The following is a 16,743-nucleotide window of genomic DNA, read 5'->3' as shown; positions in this document are numbered from 1 at the left end:
CGGTCCCCGCCGCGCGGCGCGGCGGGCCCCGCTCAGCCGCCGGTCGCGTCGCGGACGGCGGACTCGATCGCGCCCGCCGACCCGCCGAGGCGGTTCACGTCGATCTCGCGCTCGTCGCTCGATCCCCGGGCGCGCACGAACCACGCAGGGGTGCCGTCGACGTCGAGCCGGTCGCGCAGCGCGTCGGTCTCGTCGGCGATCCGCCGTCCGTCGACGGTCGGCGCCATCCGCAGCGGCACGCCGCGCAGGCCCGGGCCGACCTCGGCGATCCGCCGCAGCAGGCCGTCGCCGATCCAGGGGCCGCCGGGCGCGCCCTGGTTGAACCAGAGCATGAGCGCGGTCGTCCAGGCGCGGTCGCGGGGCGCGAGACCCGTCACCGCGACGCGCCCCTGGGCGCTGTTCTCCCCGAACCCGGGCAGCGCGATCAGCGCGAGGCGGAGGTTCGCCTTGCCCGGCCGGACGACGCGGTCGACGACCTCGCGGAAGTCCCCGCCGGTGAACGCGTCCCGGCAGTGCGGGCAGTGGAGGTCCGCGAAGACCGTGATCGTGGCCGGCGCGTCCGGACGGCCGAGCACGAGCCCGTCCTGCGGCACGCCGCGCAGCAACGCGGAGACCTCCTTCGCGCCGCGGACGCCGTTGGCGGACGCCGTGCCCTTCTTGCCGTCGCCGCCGAACGCGCCGAGCGCGAGCGCCAGGCCGCCCGCCACGACGAGCAGCATGAGCGTCGTGGCGAAGAGGCGCCAGCGGCGGGCGCGGATGGCGTCGAGCTCGGCGTCGTCCACGGTGCTCAGGCGGTCGTGACGGCCGGCTCGTCGTCGTCCTCGCCGGCCGGCACGAGCGCCGGCAGGTCGGGGCCGCGGACGAAGCGGGCGGTGCTCAGGAGGAACAGGAGCGTCTGGCAGACGGCGCTCGTCGTGCAGAACGGGCAGAACGCCTCGAGCGTGATGTAGGCGCGGTACATGAGGTACAGCGAGAACAGGAACCCGATGCCCGTCATGACGACGAGGCCCAGGCGCACGAGCTCGAGGCGCTGCGGCGCCAGCAGCGCCGCGAGGATCGCGACGTAGCCGACGACCCCGATCACGGAGACCGGGATCCCGACGAGCTCCGACCAGGTCGACGTCTGCACGACGGTGCAGCCGCCGCTCACGCCGCAGATGCCGTCGTGGGCGTACTTCGTGTAGGTCAGGTAGCCGGCCGCGCCGAGCCCGATGAGGGCGACGACGAAGCTGACCCAGCGCAGCCGGCGATCGACCATCGGGTTACTTCGCCTGCTTCGCGGCGGTCTCGACCGCCGACGTCAGGGACCCGATGTCGCTGTTCACCGGGGTGTAGGCGTTCGTGCCGCGCGGCTTGACGTAGCTCGACGGCGTGCCCTGCGCCTGCAGGCCCTCGAAGAGGCGCTGCGCGTCGGCCTCGGACTTGCGCGTGGCCGGCGTCTCGCGCTCGTTGATCGGGCCGGCGCCGACGCTCGTGGCGAGCTTCTGGAGCTCCTCCGTCGTGGCCCACTCCTCGCGCTCGTCGCCCTGGTTGTAGTAGTTGACGTTCACGAACGGCCAGTACTTGTTCGAGGCGATGAGGTTGTCCGCCACGCGACGGGCGCGCTCGCCGTCGGTCGTGCCCATGCCCGGGTCGATGATGTTCACGAGCCGCAGGTCGAGGTTCGCCTTGCCGGTCCGCACGAGCTGCTTGACGACCTCGATCTGGTCCCCGAGCTGGTGGGCCTTGCAGGCCGGGCACTTCAGGTCGGCGAGCTCGAGGATCGTGACCGGCGCGTTCGGGTTGCCGATGACGGTGCCCTTGACCGGGACCCCGGCGAGCAGCTCGCGGGTCTCGTTGACGCCGCTGACGCCGTTCGTCTTCGACGCGTTCTCGGCCGGGTCGCTCTTGAAGACGCCCGCGGCGAGGACGATGCCGACGATCACCACGACGACGACGAGCGCCCCGCCGAGGATCCCGAGGCGCTTCTTGCGCTCGGCGGCTGCTCGCTCGGCGGCCTCCCGCTCGAGCCGCGCCTGGCGCGCAGCCTCCTGCTTGCTCTTCGATCCCGAGGGCATGCGGCGCATTCTGGCGCATCGGCGGGCTCCGACGATGAAGTCCCGATAAGAAGTTGCTGCAGAAACGATCTCGCCGGCGGGCGGTCGCCGCGGCGGCCCGGGCGACGACGCCCCGGCCGCCGGCGGAGCGCCGCGCTCGCGAGCGTCGGCGACGGCCGGTCGACGGAACGTCCCTGCCCGCGGCGACCCGTCGACCGCGGGGCCGCGACGCGCCCGCAGCAGCCGTCAGCGGACGCGGAACGCGAGCTCGCGGGCGATCGGGCCCGCCGCGGTCCGCGGCGCCCGCAGCTCCAGCCGCCAGCGCCCGCGGGAGTCCAGGCGCACGGCGGGCGCGCGCAGGAGCCCGTCCCCGCTCGCCGTCAGCGGGACCCCGATCGCCGCGCCGCGGTTCGGCGGCAGGGCCCGGACCCGCACGGCGGCGGCCAGCGGTCGCCCGGCCCGGTCGGTGATGCGCAGCGCGATCGCGTTCGCGCCGCGACGGGCCGGATCGATCCGGACGCGCACCCGCCACCCGGGCCCGCCCGGCGGTCCGCCCTCCGCGGCCAGGCGGACCGGCTCGGGTGCGGCCGCCCGGGGCGGCGTCGAGGTCGCGAGCGCGCCCGTGACGACGAGCACGGCGAGCAGCAGGCCGACCTCGCCGCGGAGCGCCCGCCGGACGTCGCGCGAGGCCGACGGCGCCGCGTCGCCGTCCGCCTCGCGCAGGCGCGGCAGGAGCAGCTCGCGCTGCAGGACGACGATCCCGACGATCCCGAGCAGCAGGAACGCCTTGATCGCGATCGCCCGGCCGTAGCCGGTGTCCGTGAGGTCGTAGAGCGTCGTGAGCTGGAGGACCGCCAGGAGCGTCCCCGCCGCCGTGAGCGCGACGACGCACCAGAGCGCCAGGGGCGAGAAGCGCGAGAGCGCCGCCGCGAGCCGCCGGTCGTCGGCGCCGGCCGCGCGCCGCAGCAGCAGCAGGCCGGCCAGGCCGCCCGCCCACGCGCCCATCGCGACGACGTGGACGATCTCGACGACGACGAGGACGAGCGCCGGGGAGCCGTCCGCGGCGTGCCCTCCGAGCGGCAGCGCGACGACCGCGGCGGCGAGCGCGCCGAGCACCGCCGGCGCGGGCCGTCCGCCCTGCCACCAGCGGTGGCGCGGCAGGAGCGCGAGCAGGGCGAAGGCCGCCGCGGCCACGATCGCCCATGCGCCCCGGGCGCTGCCGACGACGTCACCGAGCGACGCCCGCGGATCGCTGCCGTGCGCGCTGAGCAGCGGCACGACGCCCAGCGACGCCGCGGCACCGAGGACCGCGGCCGCCCGCAGCCAGCGCGAGGCGTCCGGGCGATCGGCAGCCGCCTCGGCGACCGCCCGGTGCAGCAGCGCGGCGAGCAGCAGCCCGATCACCAGGGCGGTGGCGACGTAGCGCCCGGCGCGGGCGAGGGTCAGCGCGACGTCGAGCCCGCCGGACGCGGCAGCCATGACGGGGAGCGGACCGGGCGGGACCACGGGCAGAGGGTGACGGGCCGCGCGGCGCCGTGCGTGATGCCCCGCGCGCGCCGTCGCGCGGGTATCGTCCGCTCGATGGCGCCGGAGGGGACGACAAGCCAGCCGCGGACGTGGTGGCGTCGCCCTGCGACGTGGGGAGCCGGGGCGGTGGCCGCGGCGGTCCTCGTCGGCGGCGTCGCGGCGGCGTCCGGCAGCGGCTCGGACGCCACGCTGCTGCGCGCGTGGTCGATCGACGCCCCGTCGCTGCCCGTGCCCGCCGGCGACCCCGGGGCCCCGACCGCCACGACGACCGCCGACGCGGAGTCCGAGCTCGACGACGGCCGCGAGGTCGCGTCGGCGGAGCCCGAGCGGACGCCCGACGCGGAGGCGCCGCCCGCCGGGGACCGCCTGCCGTCCGGGGCGCCGTCGGACGCCGCGGTGGCCGAGGACCTCAAGCGCGCCCTCGGGCGCAAGGAGGGGTCGGCGCGGACGCTCATCTCCGCCGCGACGGTCGACGGCCGCGGGCTGGCGTCGATCCCGCCCGACGCGCCCTCGAAGGTCGTGCAGATCATCCAGGCGGCGAACGAGGTCGCCCGCAAGCCGTACGTCTACGGCGGCGGCCACGGGCGGTTCGCCGGATCGATCTGGACCGACTCCGCCTACGACTGCTCCGGCTCGATCAGCTACGCGCTCGCCGCCGCCGGCCTGATCGACGCGCCGATGGTGTCCGGCGCGATGGCCAGCGACTTCAAGCCCGGCCCCGGCAAGTGGGTGACGATCTACGCCAACGGCGGCCACGCGTTCATGTTCGTGGCGGGCCTGCGGTTCGACACCTCCGGCCTCCGGCAGACCGGGTCCCGCTGGCAGTCGGCCACGCGCAGCGTGTCGGGCTTCCGCGAGGTCCACATCCCCGGGCTCTGATCGGGGGACGCGCTCCTCGCTGCGCGCTTCCCGGGCTGCCCGGCGTCCGGCGGGCCGGCGCCGCGCCTGCGGAACGCGCTCGGACGATCGTCCTGCCGGCGCGGGTGCCGCGCGACGTCACGCGCCAGGGCCCGAGGGCGGGCGTGGTCGCGCGCGCCACGCGGCGACGTCAGCGGCCGGCGAGCCGGTCCACCGCGTCGGCGAACCGCCGCCCGCGGTCCTCGAAGTCGCGGAAGACGTTGTGGCTCGGCGCGGCGGGCGAGAGGAGGATCGTCGCCCCGGGCGGCGCCAGCGCCGCCGCGGCGGCGACCGCCTCGTCCATCACCGCCTGCGGCTCCCCCGGCGCGACCTCGCGCAGCGCGACGCTCGCCTCGCCGTCGGCGTCGCGCACCGCCTGCACGAGCGCCGGGCCGGTGCCGGGCAGCGCGACGAGGCCGGCGACGGTGATCGGCAGGTCGGCGGCGCCCGGCGTGCCCGCCGGGACCCGGCCGCCGGCGAGGGCCGACGCCAGCGCCCCGTGGTGCTGCTCGCGATCGTCGCCGCCGGCGAGCAGCACGACCGGTCCCGGCGCGAACGCCGCGAGGGCGAAGAGCGCCGCCTCCGGCGTCGTGGAGATCGAGTCGTCGACCCACCGCCGGCCCCCGGCGTCGTGCGCGACCACCTGCTGGCGGTGCGGCAGCGGGCGGAAGTCGCGCAGCGCCGCGGCGACGTCGGCGACCTCGTGACCGAGGTCGCGCACGACCTGCAGCGCCATCGCGACGTTGCGCGCCCCGAGGGCGCCGCGCAACGGGAGCGCCTCGATCGGCGCGAGCGAGCGCGGTCCGTCCCGCAGCGCCCCGTCGGCGACGTGCAACCCGTGGGGATCGTCGGTCCAGGTCACCGGGAGCAGGCGGTCGGCGGCGATCCGCTCGGCGGCGGCGACGAGCGCCGCGTCCGTCCGCGGCAGCACGGCCATCCGCGGGCCGGTGCCGGCCGTGAGGATCCGGAGCTTGTCGTGGTGGTAGGTGGCCTCGTCGCCGTGCCAGGGCAGGTGGTCGCGCAGGAGGTTCGTCACCACCGCGATCGTCGGGGCCTGCGGCAGGTCGGCGAGCTGGTAGCTCGAGAGCTCGACGACCCACGCCTCGGGCGGATCGGCCGGGTCCAGCTCGTCGAGCAGGGGCCGGCCGATGTTCCCCGCGAGGGCCGCGCGCACCCCGGCGGCGGCGAGCAGGTGATGCGCGAGCGACGCGGTCGTCGACTTGCCCTTCGTCCCGGTGATCCCGACGACGGTCTCGCGCGACCCGCGCTCCGCGAGCCAGAGCGCCGTGCCCGAGGTGATCGTCGCCCCGCCGTCGCGGACGCGCGCGGCCTCGGCGCCGCGGATCGGCACGCCGGGCGAGCGGATCACGACGTCGCACGAACCGAGGGCGTCGATCGCGGGGCCCCCGACGAGCGCGGGCGGCGCGTCGGCCACGACGACCGGCGCCCCGTCGGCGGGCGGCGTGGAGAGGCCGACGACGACCTCCGCGCCGGGCGCGTGGCGCCGCAGCGCCCGCACCGCGGCCGCGCCCTCGCGTCCCGCGCCCCAGACGCCGACGCGGCGGCCATCGAGGTCGGCGACCCGCAGGTCGGCGGGCGGGAGCGGGACGTCGGCCGGCGTCACCTCGGGGAGCCTGCCAGAGACGGCTCGGCCACCCCGGCCCGGCTCGCCCCGAGGACGTCCTCCCCGACTCGAGTCGCCGAGGACGAGATCCCGGTCCTCCTCGACTCGAGTCACGCAGGACGAGATCCCGGTCCTCCCCGACTCGAGTCGCCCAGGACGAGATCCCGGTCCTCCCGACTCGCGTCGCCCAGGACGGGACGACCGCTATCGGGTCGCGACGGCGGGGGCGGGTGCGTCGAGCGCGCGGCGCAGGGGCGGGACGAGGTCGCCCCGATCGCCGACCGCGACGCCCTCGAGGCCGAGCCAGCCGGCCATGAGGCGCAGCTCCGCCGCGAGAGCCGCCGCGACCCGCTCCTCGTCCCAGCCGTCCTGCTCCCGCTCGCCGAAGGCTCCCGGGACGCGCAGCACCCCGGCCGCGCGGTCGGCCTTCAGGTCCACCCGCGCCACGAGCCGCTCGCCGAGGAGGAACGGCAGGACGTAGTAGCCGTGGACGCGCTTCTCGCGCGGGACGTAGATCTCGATCCGGTAGCGGAAGCCGAACAGCGCCTCGGTGCGCGTGCGCTCGAAGACGAGGGGGTCGAACGGCACGAGCAGCGCGCGGGCATCGACGCGGCGGGGCCGGCGGGCGTCGCGGTGCAGGTACGCCGGACGCGACCAGCCCGCGATCCGGGCGGGCAGCAGCTCGCCAGCGGCCACGAGCTCGGCGATCGCCGGACGCGCCTGCGCAGGGCTCAACCGGAAGTAGTCGCGCAGGCACTGCTCGGTCGCGACCCCGTGGGCGCGGGCGGCGATCGCGACCAGGCCGCGGAACGCCTCCTCCGGCGTGGGGTCCGGCGCGTCGGCGACCGCCGGCGGCAGCACGCGCGCGGTCAGGTCGTAGCGGCGCTCGAACTGCGCGGTCCGGCCGGCCGAGGTCACCTCGCCGACGAAGAAGAGGTACTCCAGCGCGCGCTTGGCATCCGACCAGTTCCAGGCGTAGCCGTTGCCCTGGCGCTCGCCGGTGAACCCGTCCTCGGCGAGCCGGCGCTCGAGCTCGACCGCGGTGAGCGGGCCGTGCGCGTCGACCTCCGCGCGGACCGCGTCGAGCATCGCCCGGTTCTCGGCGGCGCGCCGGATCATGCCCCAGCCCTCCTCGTGCACCCGCTGCATCCGCCAGCGCAGCAGGCGGTGGATCGCGGGCGGCACGAAGGACGCCTCGTGGGCCCAGTACTCCACGAGGCGACGCGGCCGGCGGGCCGTCGCACGGGTCAGGAGGTCGTCGTCATAGGGCCCGACGCGACTGAAGAGCGGCAACCGGTGCGCGCGAGTGAGGACGTTGACGGAGTCGATCTGCAGCAGCCCGATCCGGTCGAGCACCCGGCCGAGGTGCCCGAGCGTGATCCGCCGCTGGAGCCCCGCCCCCGCGTTGCGCGCGCGATGCGCCGGATCCGCGAAGCCCTGCGCGGCCAGCGCGATCCGCCGCGCCTGCGCGCGGATGAGCTGCACCTCGGCGGGACGGGCGACCACCACGACCCGATCGTCCCACGCGGCGCGGCGGGCGCCAGCCCCGACGTTCGACCGACGGCCCGAAAACCTCCTCCATGCCGACCCGCCGGGGCCCGCGGAGGCGGAAGTCCGCGTCCTCCGGACGGTTCCTCCTCCCGTCGATCCCCGCCGCGGCCCCGAGGAGGTTCCCGCGGCTCGCCCCCCGCGGGCTCCCCGCGGGCGGGCCGACCCCGGGGCGTGCGGCCCGGGGCGTGCGGCCCGGGGCGTGCGGCCGGGGGCGTGCGGCCCGGGGCGGTCAGGCCCCGAGGACGGCCTCGACGGCCGGACGCAGGTCGTCCGGCAGCGCCGCCATCGCGGGCGCGTGCAGGAGGAACGGCGCCAGCAGCGCCGCCGACTGCGCCGGGTCGGCGTCCAGCGGGGCCAGGTGCTCCTCGCGCAGGCGCGCGACGACCGCATGGCCGGCCCAGGGGCTCGGTCCGGAGCGGGCGCCGGAGACGGCCTCCTGCCCCGGGACGGGCGCACCGTCGGGGCCGGTCCCGGCGATGAGGCGCATCGCCGCCAGGGACTCGGCCTCCTCGCCGACGCACTCGAAGGGCTTGTGCTGCCGCAGCCCCGCGAGGTCGGCGAACCCGTCGTCCTGCGCCGGACCGCCCTCGCCGTCGAGGAGGTCGGCGCCGAAGATCGCGCGCAGGGCCGGCGGGTCGAGCCACGGCGCGAGCGCGAGGAAGACGAAGCGGCACTTCGGGCAGTCGCCGCACCAGTTCGACCGGCGCCGGGCCGGGTCGAGCCGGAAGACGGCGTTGCAGCTCGTGAAGACCGGGTGGTAGCGCTCCAGCCGGCTGAAGGCGCGCGCGATCGCCAGCTCGCTCGCCGGCCGCAGGACGGACCGGTAGTCGAGCCCCGCGACGAGCTCCTCGCCGAGGACCTCGCGGTAGGCCGCCTCGAACGCGGCCCCCTTGCTCCACTGGTGGTTGACCTCGAGCCCCTGCCAGACGAGGTTGCCCTCCGACGCCGAGCGCTCGTTGGCCATCGCGACCGCGTCGGCGCCGTGGAGGACCGCGGCCATCAGGGCGATCGTCGAGACGATCGCGGTCACCGGCACGTGGCCGTTCAGCGCGCCGTTCGCGTTCACCTCGCCGATGGTCGGCGAGAGCGTCCGGCGGGCCAGGGCGTGCGGACGTCCCGACGCCGCGATGCTCGCGACGATCGGGCCGGCCGTGCCCACGGAGAAGCAGACGGCATCGCGACCGGCGCGCTGCACCACCTCGAGCGCCACGACGGAGTCCTTGCCGCCACCGATCGGGACGAGCGTGCGCCCGGTCGGCGCGAGACGCGGCACGTCGCCCGGACCGCCGTCGTCGGCCGCAGGCCACGCGCCGCGCTCGCGGACGTCGAGCCGGTTGACGTACGCGAACTCGCCGAGCCCGAGGGTGTAGACGTCGCGCAGCAGGGCGCGCAGCCGCGGGGTCAGGCGACCGCCGAAGGGCCCGGCGCCCGGCTCGAGCACGATCGTCGGCGGCGCGGCGGTCTTGAAGTACGAGACGCCCGCGAGCAGGTGCAGCAGCCCCGCGAGGCGCCGGAGCGCGGCGCGACGCTCCGCGTCCTGCGGCCACGCGACGTCCGGGAACGACACGGTCTCCTCGAACGTCACCGCGTCGTCGAGGGCGTAGCGCAGGGCGACGGTGGCGGACGCCTCGTCGATCGCGACGTCGACGAAGCGGAAGGTCGCGAACGCGGCGGGATCGAACGACGCAGCGGCCGCTGGGCGGGTCTCCGGCACCGATCGAGGGTAGCGAGGGGCGGCCGGCCGGCTCGGTGAGCGCGGCCGCCGGCCCGCGTGGGCGCCGGCGAGGCCGCCGGGAATACGCTGGGCGCATGCGCTTCGCCCTCTCCGCCGACTCGCTCGACGGCGTCGCGCCGGCGCTCGCGGCCGCGCTGCGCGAGCGGGGGCACGAGATCGTCGCCCGCCACGGCGCCCTGGACCCCGCGGCCCGCGACGACTGGGCCTGGGCGTCGGAGGCGGCGGCCCGCGACGTCGCCGACGGGCGCGCCGACCAGGCGGTCGTCGCCTGCTGGACGGGCACCGGCGCCTCGATCGCGGCGAACAAGGTGGCCGGGATCCGGGCGGCGCTCTGCGCCGACGCCGCGACCGCGGAGGGCGCGCGGCGCTGGAACGACGCGAACGTCCTGGCGCTCAGCCTGCGGACGCTCTCGGCTCCCCTCCTGGGCGAGATCCTCGACGCGTGGCTCGCCGCGGCGCCGAGCGCCGATGCCGAGGACCGGGCGAACGTCGCGCACCTCGCCGAGATCGAGCGCACCTGACGCGGGCGCCGCGAGCCGGGGCTCGACAGCGACGGCCCTCGCGGCGAGGATCGGCGCATGACGAGCGCCGGCCCCCACGACGCCCCCTTCCACGTCGACGACGTCCCGCCCGCGACCTGGGAGTTCGGCGAGCTGCGCGCCATCCGGCGCCGGCTCGGTGCGCACGCCGGCGCGCACCGGCTCGGGATCGCGCTGATCGAGGTCGCACCCGGCGCGCGGGCGACGCCGCCCCACGCCCACGCCGACGAGGACGAGCTGTTCCTCGTGCTCGAGGGCGACGGGCTGAGCTGGCAGTCGCGCGGCAGCCGGCACGTGGCGACCCACGAGATCCGCGCCGGCGACGTGCTGTTCCACGAGTCCAGCGGGCCGGCCCACACGGTCATCGCCGGCGAGCGCGGGCTGACCGTCCTCGTCCTCGCCGAGGGCTCGCGCACCGGCATCACCTACGTGCCGCGGACGAAGCAGTTCTGGCTCGGGCCGCGCTGGGTGCCGGCCGACGGGCCGTCGCCGTTCCAGGCGGACGCCGCCGCCGGGCCGCTCGAGGTGCCGGCGCCCTCGCCGCGCCCCGCGACGATCGTCGCGCTGGACGACTGCGAGGTCCAGGAGCTGCGCGTCGGGCGCTTCGCCGCGGCGACCCGCGACGGGGGCCGCGCCGCCGGGGCGCGACGGATCGTCCTCGCCGTCGACGACCTGCCGCCGGGCACGATCGCCACCCCGCTGCACTGGCACACGCGCAGCGAGGAGGCGTTCCTCGTGCGCCGTGGCACCGGGATCGCCCGGATCGGCGACGCCGAGCACGCGATCGGTCCCGGGTCGTTCTTCCTGCGACCCCCGGCCAGCGGCGTCGGCCACCGGATCGAGGCCGGGCCGGAGGGCCTGGAGTACGTGACGCTCGGCGACCGGCCGGCCGGCGACGTCGCCGTCTACCCCGACAGCCGCAAGATCGCCGTCCGCCCCGGCGTCTTCCTGCCGATCTCCGACCTGTCGTACTGGGACGGCGAGCCCGACGCGCAGGGCTGACGGCCGGCCCGTCAGCCGGTCGCGACGAGCGCGAGCGGCGGACGCGCGCCGAGCTCGACGTCGACCTCATCCTCCCGCCCGAGCACGAACAGCCGCCCGAGGTCGTCGAGCCAGCCGACGTCCCCGGTGCGCACGAGGTCGTCGATCCGCGGCACCGGCGAGCCGTCGGTGTAGCGGTCCGGGAGCGTCGCGCCGCCGACGAGGATCAGCCCGACGCGGTGCGTGGGCAGCGGCGCGCCGTGCGGGTCGTAGATCCGGACCGTCGCGCCGATCGTGCTGCGTCCCGCGGTGGCCGGCGCGGCGCGGAGGTCCGCCGGGTCGGCCACGGTCGCCCACCCGGCCTCGACCGATCCGTAGACGCTGAAGAGCTCCGGGCCGTAGGTCGCCATCCACGCCGTCGCGACCGCGGCCGGGAGGGACGCGCCCGACACGGCGGTCGTGCGCAGCGACGAGCGGTCGTAGCGGTCGCGCTCGTCCTCCGGCACCGCGAGCAGCTCCTCGAGCATCGCCGGCGTCGCGACGAGCGCGTCGACCCGGTGCCGGGCGATCGTCCGCAGCGCCTCGACCGGCTCGAACGACCGGTCCAGGACGACGGTGCCGCCGAGCAGGAGGGTCACCACGAGGTTCGCGAAGCCCCAGGCGTGCGCGAGCGGGGGCAGCACGAGGACCGTGTCGCCGTCGCGGAACGGCAGCCGGTCCAGCAGCGCGATCGGCGCATCGGCCGGGATCCGGTTGCGCCGCATGCCCTTCGGCGCGCCGGTCGCGCCGGCGGTGAGCAGCTCGACCCGTCCGGGACCGGCGGGCAGCGGCAGCGGCCGCTCGGCGCCCTCGACGACGAGCTCGTCGAGGGCCCGGACGCCGTGGCGGGCCTCGTGCTCGTCGTCCCAGGCCGAGGCGACCCGGACCACGCGGTCGGGGATCGCCGCGTCGAGCGCGTCCAGCAGGTCGGCGTCCGCCACGACGAGCGTCGGGCGCTCCCGCTCCAGCAGGGTCGCGAGCCGCTCGCGCTCGAGCCCCGGGTCCAGCAGCACGGCGTCCGCGCCGGTCTTGCTGATGGCGACGAGCGCCTCGACGAAGCCCCGGTGGTTGCGGGCGAGCACCGCCACGCGGTGCCCCTCCGCCACGCCGCGGTCGCGCAGGGCGACCGCCAGCGCCGTCGAGCGCACGTCGAGCTCGGCGTACGTCAACGCGCGGTCGCCGTCGACGATGGCCAGCCGCTGCGGATCGCGGGCCGCGGCGGCGGCGTACGCCCCGGCCGGCGTCGCGCCCCAGCGAGCCAGCCGCCGGGCGACGACGGCGTACTTGTCGGGTCGCATCGGCCGCAGCACGCCGGCGCGGCGCAGGATGCCGCCGCCCCGGACGGCCAGGGTCGCGACCCGCAGCGGCGAGGGCAGCGGCGCGGGCTCCGGCTCGCCGAGGAGGACGCGGCCGACGCGCCGCAGCATCACCCGCATGCGGCGGTGCATCTCGGGGCCCGCGAGCCGGGCCGCGAGCGCACCGGTGACGCCGCCGGGCGGGTTGTAGCCGAAGCGCACGACGATCCGCGTGCCCTCGTCGTGGGGCCGCACGCGCAGCCCGAGGTGCAGGTCGATGCCGGTCACGCCGCTGATGACGAAGTCGCGGCCCTCCACGAGCTCGGTGACCTCGAGCTCGCTGCCGAGCTGCGCGGCGCCGATCCGCAGCACCGCGCGGATCCGCGTGCCGCGCCGCAGCGGCCCGCCGCCGACGACCTCCAGCGACTCGAGGCCCGGGAGCGCGCGCCGCACGACGCGCGGGTCGACGATCGCCCGCCACGCGCGCTCGGGGGCGACCGGCAGGTCGATGCGCTCCGTGATCCGCACGGCTCAGCCCACCACCGGCAGCCGGCGGCGCCGGGCCAGCTCCTCGAGCATCTCGCGCATCGCCGTGGTGACGTGCGCGGCGACCGCGGCGGGATCGGGGTCCGGTCCGAACCGCTCGCGAACGTCGATCGCCGGCAGGACCTGGACGGTGACCTTCGCCGGCAGCGGCAGCTGCGCGAGGCGCCCGCCGACGTTCACGCCCCACGGCAGGCCCAGCGCGACCGGCGCCGACGGCATCCGGACGCGGCGCAGCAGCGGGAGCCGCCCGACGCCGGAGCGCTCGGCCAGGCGGTCCAGCGGCCCGAGGAAGAGCGCGGTCTCCTGCCCGCCGAGCGCGACGACCGGCACGATCGGCGCGTCGGCCTCGAGCGCGAGGCGCACCCACGAGCGGTCCTCGCCGAGGTCCAGCGTCGCCGACTCCCAGCTCGGCCGGTGCAGCTCGCGCTCGCCGCCGGGGTACACGAGGACGCAGGCGCCCTGCGCCAGCGCGGCCCGCGCCGTCTCCGTGCACGAGGGCAGGACGCCGAGCCGCCGCAGGACGCGGCGTCCCGGCCACGCGCGCGCCGCGCCGTGGACGAGCAGGTAGAGGGCGCGCTCCGGCCCGAAGCGGCTGGCGAACGCCGTCGTCAGCACGACGCTGTCGGGGCTCGACGCGCCGCCGGAGTGGTTGCCGACGAGCAGCACCGGTCCGGACTCCGGCACGTGGTGCAGGCCGTCGACCTGGGCGCGGAACCAGAGGCTCGTCGCGACCCAGCTGGCCGGCATGAGGTCGCGCAGCAGGTAGCTGTCGCGCTCGTCGAGGTCGTCGGCGGGCCGCCGGCCGCGGCCGAGGGACCGCGGCGGGGCCGGGGTCAGGGCCTGCCGTCCGACCTCGGCGGCCTGCCGCGCGAGCTCGCGCAGGCGCCCCCGGACGGGATCCTCGGCCGAGGTCGCGGCGGGCGGCGTCGCCGTGGTCGTGGTCGTCGGGGGCGCGGGCATGGCGGGACGGCCCGAGGGTAGCCGTCCGGCCCCGCTTCGTCGATCGGCGCGGCCGCGGCGGCGCGGTCCGCCCGCGGCGCCCGACGAAAATCCCAACGTTCGACGGTCGGCGACGTATGCTCGGCCCGCCGGGGCGTTCGCCCGGGGTCGAGCAGCGACGCCGCGGCCCGCGAACGGCGATCACCACCACCGATCTGGGAGCCCGCTGCATGAGCCACGCCGCTGCCCTCGCGCCCGCCTCGTCGGCGCGCGACCGGGTCGACATCCGCCCGACGGCGGCGCTGCTCGCCGAGCACGCGCACCGCCACGGCGTCGACGCGACCTGCCAGCGGTTCCGGCTCTGTCGCCGCCGGCTCGGGGCGATCGTGTCGCTGCGCACGACCCGCGGGCAGCACGCGCACTTCCTCGACCGCGGCTGCGTGGAGGACATCGTCACGCACGCCGCCGACACCTTCAGCGCCCTCCACGTGCCGCTGGCCGGCGCGCTGCAGGAGCGGCTGCTGGAGCTCCTGGACGACGAGGGCCCGGACCGGCTGGCCGAGCGCCTCGGCGTCCAGCTGCCGCGGGCGGCGACGTTCGTCGAGCAGATCGCGCTCGCCCGCGCCGGCAACGGCGCGCAGGTGACCCACGTCTGCGCGTCCGTCGCGGCCGGGGCCGGCATCGACGCCGACGAGCTGGAGCGGCTCGCGGTCGAGCGCGCGTGGTGCCCGAGCTGCGACGAGCACGTGCTCGTGGCCGGCGACGGCTGCTGCCCCTGGTGCGACGGCGCGGTCGACGCGGCGCCGCGCGGCGGCAGCGGGCTCCTGCTCGCGCGCGCGGCCTGAGGCCGTCCGCCCCAGCCGCTGGAAACCCCGCGGTGGAGGACCTCGACGCCCAGCTGGCCGCCTACGAGCGGCGCTTCCGCCGGGCCGGGCTGCCCCTGCTGACCGAGGACTACTCGGCCGCCCAAGACGTGTTCAACCGCGCCTTCCCGCTGCTGGCGCTCGTCTTCGTCGCCGAGCTGCTCGGCGCGCTGAACCTCGACTGGTCGCCGTGGGCGAACGTCGCGACGATCCTCGGCGCCGTCGCCTTCGCGGTCGCCGGCGTCGCGGTGGTCAACCGGATCCGGGGCCGGCGGGCGCTCGCGGTGCCCGAGGACCTCGGCCGGGCCGAGCTCGGCGGATTCGTGCTGATCCCGGCGCTCCTGCCGGCGATCTTCAACGGCCAGGTCACGAGCGCCCTCGTGACCGCCGGGGCGAACCTCGCGCTGCTCGCGCTCGTCGCCCTGACCTTCGGCTTCGGCCTCGGCTCGATCGTCCTCTGGGCGGTGCGGCGGCTCGCGGGGCAGCTCGCGCTGTCGCTGAACCTCCTCGCGCGGGCGATCCCCCTGCTGCTGCTCTTCGCGATCGTCCTCTTCATCAACACCGAGATGTGGCAGGTGTTCGCCGGGATGCGCGACGCGTCGCTGATCGCGGTCGCGCTGCTCATCGCCGTCGTGGCGACGACGTTCCTCGGCGCCCGGATCCCGCGCGAGGTCGAGCTGCTGGAGCGCGAGGTGCTGGGCGAGGACGACGAGACGCCGCCCCTGCGCCGGGCGCAGCGGATCAACGTCGGCCTCGTCCTGCTCGTGAGCCACGGGCTGCAGGCGATCGTCGTGACGCTCGCCGTCGCCGGGTTCTTCGTCGCGTTCGGGATGCTCGTCATCGAGCGCGAGGTCCAGGAGTCGTGGACGGGCACCGGCGGCGACCAGCTCTTCGCCACGACGGTCCTCGGCGTCCCGCTGCGGCTGACGCTCGAGCTCGTGCACGTCGCGGTCGCGATCGGCCTCGTCTCCGGGCTCTACTACGCGATCAGCGTCCTCATGGACGGCGGGTACCGCGAGGAGTTCCTCGGCGAGCTGACGGGGGACCTCCGGCGGACGTTCGCCGCCCGTGCCGAGTACCTCGCGCTGCGCGAGCGCGCCATCGGCGTCTGAGAGAACGGTGAGAGCGGCGCAGCCGCGCGCCGCGCGCGTGGCAGATTGGTGGCGGCACCCGCTGCCGGGTGCCGGTCCCCTCCGGACCGTTCCACCGCGGCCGCCCGGTCCTGCGCGATCGGCTGCGCCGCCGTCCCCCCCAGGAGCCCCATGTCCCCCCGACGTCTTCGCGCGGCGCTCGTCGCGCTGCTCTCCCTGCTGCTCGTCGCCGTGACGATCCCGGCCGCCGCCCAGGCGGCGAAGGTCCGCGCGCCCGGCGCCTGGAAGGCGAGCAACACGTACCTCGTCCGCACCGACCTCGACGGCCGCCGGCAGCCGAAGCTCCGGCCCGTCGCGAAGGTCGACCACGTGAAGGCCGGCCAGTGGGTCCGGATCACCTGCCAGGTCCGCGGCCAGAGCGCCTACGGCTCGACCCTCTGGGCGAAGGTCGGCGGCCTCTACGTGCCGGACCACTACCTGAAGACCTACACCGACGGCTTCATCCCCGGCGTCCCGCGCTGCCGGACGGCGAAGGCCTCCAGCGGCCCGTCGCTGGCCACCCTGCGCAGCGTCGCGCGGCAGGTCGCGATGGAGCAGGTCCGCGGCTCGCTCTACCGCCAGTACAAGGAGCGCTACGGCTCGGCGAAGGCCGGCGGCCGGAAGCTCACCTGGGGCAAGGACGGCTGCAGCATCCCGTCCCTGCCGGGCTGGACGAAGCTCCTCGCGCCGGGCCTCGGCGTCGGCACCGACGGCGTGCGCGCCGGGCTCCGCCGCTTCTTCGAGGCCTCGTGCGACCGGCACGACTTCGGGTACCGCAACTACGGCCCGAAGAGGGGCGGCCTGCAGGTCCAGCCGACGCGCGCCGGGAAGGACGCGATCGACACGCGCTTCCGCTCGAACATGTACCGGCAGTGCGACACGGAGATGATCTTCGGCCTCCGCGGGCGCTGCAAGGCGGTCGCCGAGGTCATCTACCAGGCGGTCCACCGCAAGGGCGACTCGGCCTTCTTCAAGAAGTGAGCCACGGTGGGTCCCGCGCCGCCGGGACCCACCGAGCCGCTGCCCGGGTCCTCGGGGCCC

At 76.9% G+C, this 16,743-nt stretch carries 15 protein-coding genes; 6 read left to right on the top strand and 9 right to left on the bottom strand.

The annotated features are described in order from the left end of the window. Positions 1-32 precede the first annotated feature (32 nt). The 4 genes from SK069_RS09985 to SK069_RS09970 form a co-directional block, all read right to left on the bottom strand. Positions 33-782, bottom strand: coding sequence for a DsbA family protein (locus tag SK069_RS09985; RefSeq protein WP_319954074.1), 750 nt, complete (start codon positions 780-782; stop codon positions 33-35). A gap of 5 nt (positions 783-787) precedes the next feature. Continuing rightward, positions 788-1,258 carry a vitamin K epoxide reductase family protein gene (locus SK069_RS09980; RefSeq protein ID WP_319954073.1) on the bottom strand — a complete coding sequence of 157 codons (471 nt, stop codon included), beginning with the start codon at positions 1,256-1,258 and terminating at the stop codon, positions 788-790. A 4-nt stretch (positions 1,259-1,262) separates the two neighbouring features. Next, on the bottom strand, positions 1,263-2,057 hold the full coding sequence (locus SK069_RS09975; RefSeq protein ID WP_319954072.1) for a thioredoxin domain-containing protein: 795 nt from the start codon (positions 2,055-2,057) through the stop codon (positions 1,263-1,265). Positions 2,058-2,282: 225 nt separating this feature from the next. Next, a complete protein-coding gene (locus SK069_RS09970; RefSeq protein WP_319954071.1) occupies positions 2,283-3,515 on the bottom strand; it encodes a copper resistance D family protein in 1,233 nt (410 codons plus the stop codon). A gap of 174 nt (positions 3,516-3,689) precedes the next feature. On the opposite strand from SK069_RS09970, the gene SK069_RS09965 reads away from it, so the two are divergent. Next, positions 3,690-4,442, top strand: coding sequence for an NlpC/P60 family protein (locus tag SK069_RS09965; RefSeq protein WP_319954070.1), 753 nt, complete (start codon positions 3,690-3,692; stop codon positions 4,440-4,442). 169 nt (positions 4,443-4,611) lie between these two features. Here SK069_RS09965 and murD read toward each other — a convergent pair whose 3' ends face one another. From murD to SK069_RS09950, 3 genes are all read right to left on the bottom strand, one after another. Then, a complete protein-coding gene (gene murD, locus SK069_RS09960) occupies positions 4,612-6,084 on the bottom strand; it encodes a UDP-N-acetylmuramoyl-L-alanine--D-glutamate ligase (RefSeq protein ID WP_319954069.1) in 1,473 nt (490 codons plus the stop codon). A 204-nt stretch (positions 6,085-6,288) separates the two neighbouring features. After that, a complete protein-coding gene (locus tag SK069_RS09955; RefSeq protein ID WP_319954068.1) occupies positions 6,289-7,593 on the bottom strand; it encodes a winged helix-turn-helix domain-containing protein in 1,305 nt (434 codons plus the stop codon). Positions 7,594-7,864: 271 nt separating this feature from the next. Further along, on the bottom strand, positions 7,865-9,349 hold the full coding sequence (locus SK069_RS09950) for a hypothetical protein (RefSeq protein WP_319954067.1): 1,485 nt from the start codon (positions 9,347-9,349) through the stop codon (positions 7,865-7,867). 95 nt (positions 9,350-9,444) lie between these two features. Here SK069_RS09950 and SK069_RS09945 point away from each other — a divergent pair, with 95 nt between their 5' ends. Both SK069_RS09945 and SK069_RS09940 read left to right on the top strand, forming a co-directional pair. Next, positions 9,445-9,891 (top strand): RpiB/LacA/LacB family sugar-phosphate isomerase, encoded by a 447-nt coding sequence (locus tag SK069_RS09945; RefSeq protein WP_319954066.1) that lies wholly within the window; start codon positions 9,445-9,447, stop codon positions 9,889-9,891. A gap of 57 nt (positions 9,892-9,948) precedes the next feature. After that, positions 9,949-10,911 carry a cupin domain-containing protein gene (locus SK069_RS09940; RefSeq protein WP_319954065.1) on the top strand — a complete coding sequence of 321 codons (963 nt, stop codon included), beginning with the start codon at positions 9,949-9,951 and terminating at the stop codon, positions 10,909-10,911. Between the two features lie 11 nt (positions 10,912-10,922). Here SK069_RS09940 and SK069_RS09935 read toward each other — a convergent pair whose 3' ends face one another. Further along, entirely contained in the window at positions 10,923-12,752 is a 1,830-nt protein-coding gene (locus SK069_RS09935; protein WP_319954064.1) for an AMP-binding protein, read from the bottom strand. Between the two features lie 3 nt (positions 12,753-12,755). Beyond that, complete coding sequence (locus tag SK069_RS09930) at positions 12,756-13,730, bottom strand: lysophospholipid acyltransferase family protein (protein ID WP_319954063.1); 975 nt, start codon at positions 13,728-13,730, stop codon at positions 12,756-12,758. 209 nt (positions 13,731-13,939) lie between these two features. Between SK069_RS09930 and SK069_RS09925 the strand changes: the two genes are divergently transcribed. The 3 genes from SK069_RS09925 to SK069_RS09915 all read left to right on the top strand — a co-directional run bounded on the left by SK069_RS09925 (position 13,940) and on the right by SK069_RS09915 (position 16,683). Beyond that, the gene (locus SK069_RS09925; protein ID WP_319954062.1) at positions 13,940-14,554 is read left to right on the top strand and encodes a hypothetical protein; all 615 of its coding nucleotides are present in this window, start codon (positions 13,940-13,942) and stop codon (positions 14,552-14,554) included. Between the two features lie 32 nt (positions 14,555-14,586). Continuing rightward, a complete protein-coding gene (locus SK069_RS09920) occupies positions 14,587-15,684 on the top strand; it encodes a hypothetical protein (protein WP_319954061.1) in 1,098 nt (365 codons plus the stop codon). 150 nt (positions 15,685-15,834) lie between these two features. Next, positions 15,835-16,683, top strand: coding sequence for a phospholipase A2 (locus SK069_RS09915; protein ID WP_319954060.1), 849 nt, complete (start codon positions 15,835-15,837; stop codon positions 16,681-16,683). The last annotated feature ends 60 nt before the right edge of the window (positions 16,684-16,743 follow it).

This window comes from Patulibacter brassicae, from assembly GCF_033949425.1.
Classification (GTDB): Bacteria; Actinomycetota; Thermoleophilia; order Solirubrobacterales; family Solirubrobacteraceae; genus Patulibacter; species Patulibacter brassicae.
This window is presented reverse-complemented; position numbering and strand designations above follow the sequence as displayed.

Coding starts and splice junctions, on each gene's coding strand:
- SK069_RS09975 (WP_319954072.1), bottom strand. CDS start 2,057: ATGCCCTCGGGATCGAAGAGCAAGCAGGAGGCTGCGCGCCAGGCGCGG.
- SK069_RS09945 (WP_319954066.1), top strand. CDS start 9,445: ATGCGCTTCGCCCTCTCCGCCGACTCGCTCGACGGCGTCGCGCCGGCG.
- SK069_RS09915 (WP_319954060.1), top strand. CDS start 15,835: ATGTCCCCCCGACGTCTTCGCGCGGCGCTCGTCGCGCTGCTCTCCCTG.
- SK069_RS09930 (WP_319954063.1), bottom strand. CDS start 13,730: ATGCCCGCGCCCCCGACGACCACGACCACGGCGACGCCGCCCGCCGCG.
- SK069_RS09925 (WP_319954062.1), top strand. CDS start 13,940: ATGAGCCACGCCGCTGCCCTCGCGCCCGCCTCGTCGGCGCGCGACCGG.
- SK069_RS09980 (WP_319954073.1), bottom strand. CDS start 1,258: ATGGTCGATCGCCGGCTGCGCTGGGTCAGCTTCGTCGTCGCCCTCATC.
- SK069_RS09940 (WP_319954065.1), top strand. CDS start 9,949: ATGACGAGCGCCGGCCCCCACGACGCCCCCTTCCACGTCGACGACGTC.
- SK069_RS09970 (WP_319954071.1), bottom strand. CDS start 3,515: ATGGCTGCCGCGTCCGGCGGGCTCGACGTCGCGCTGACCCTCGCCCGC.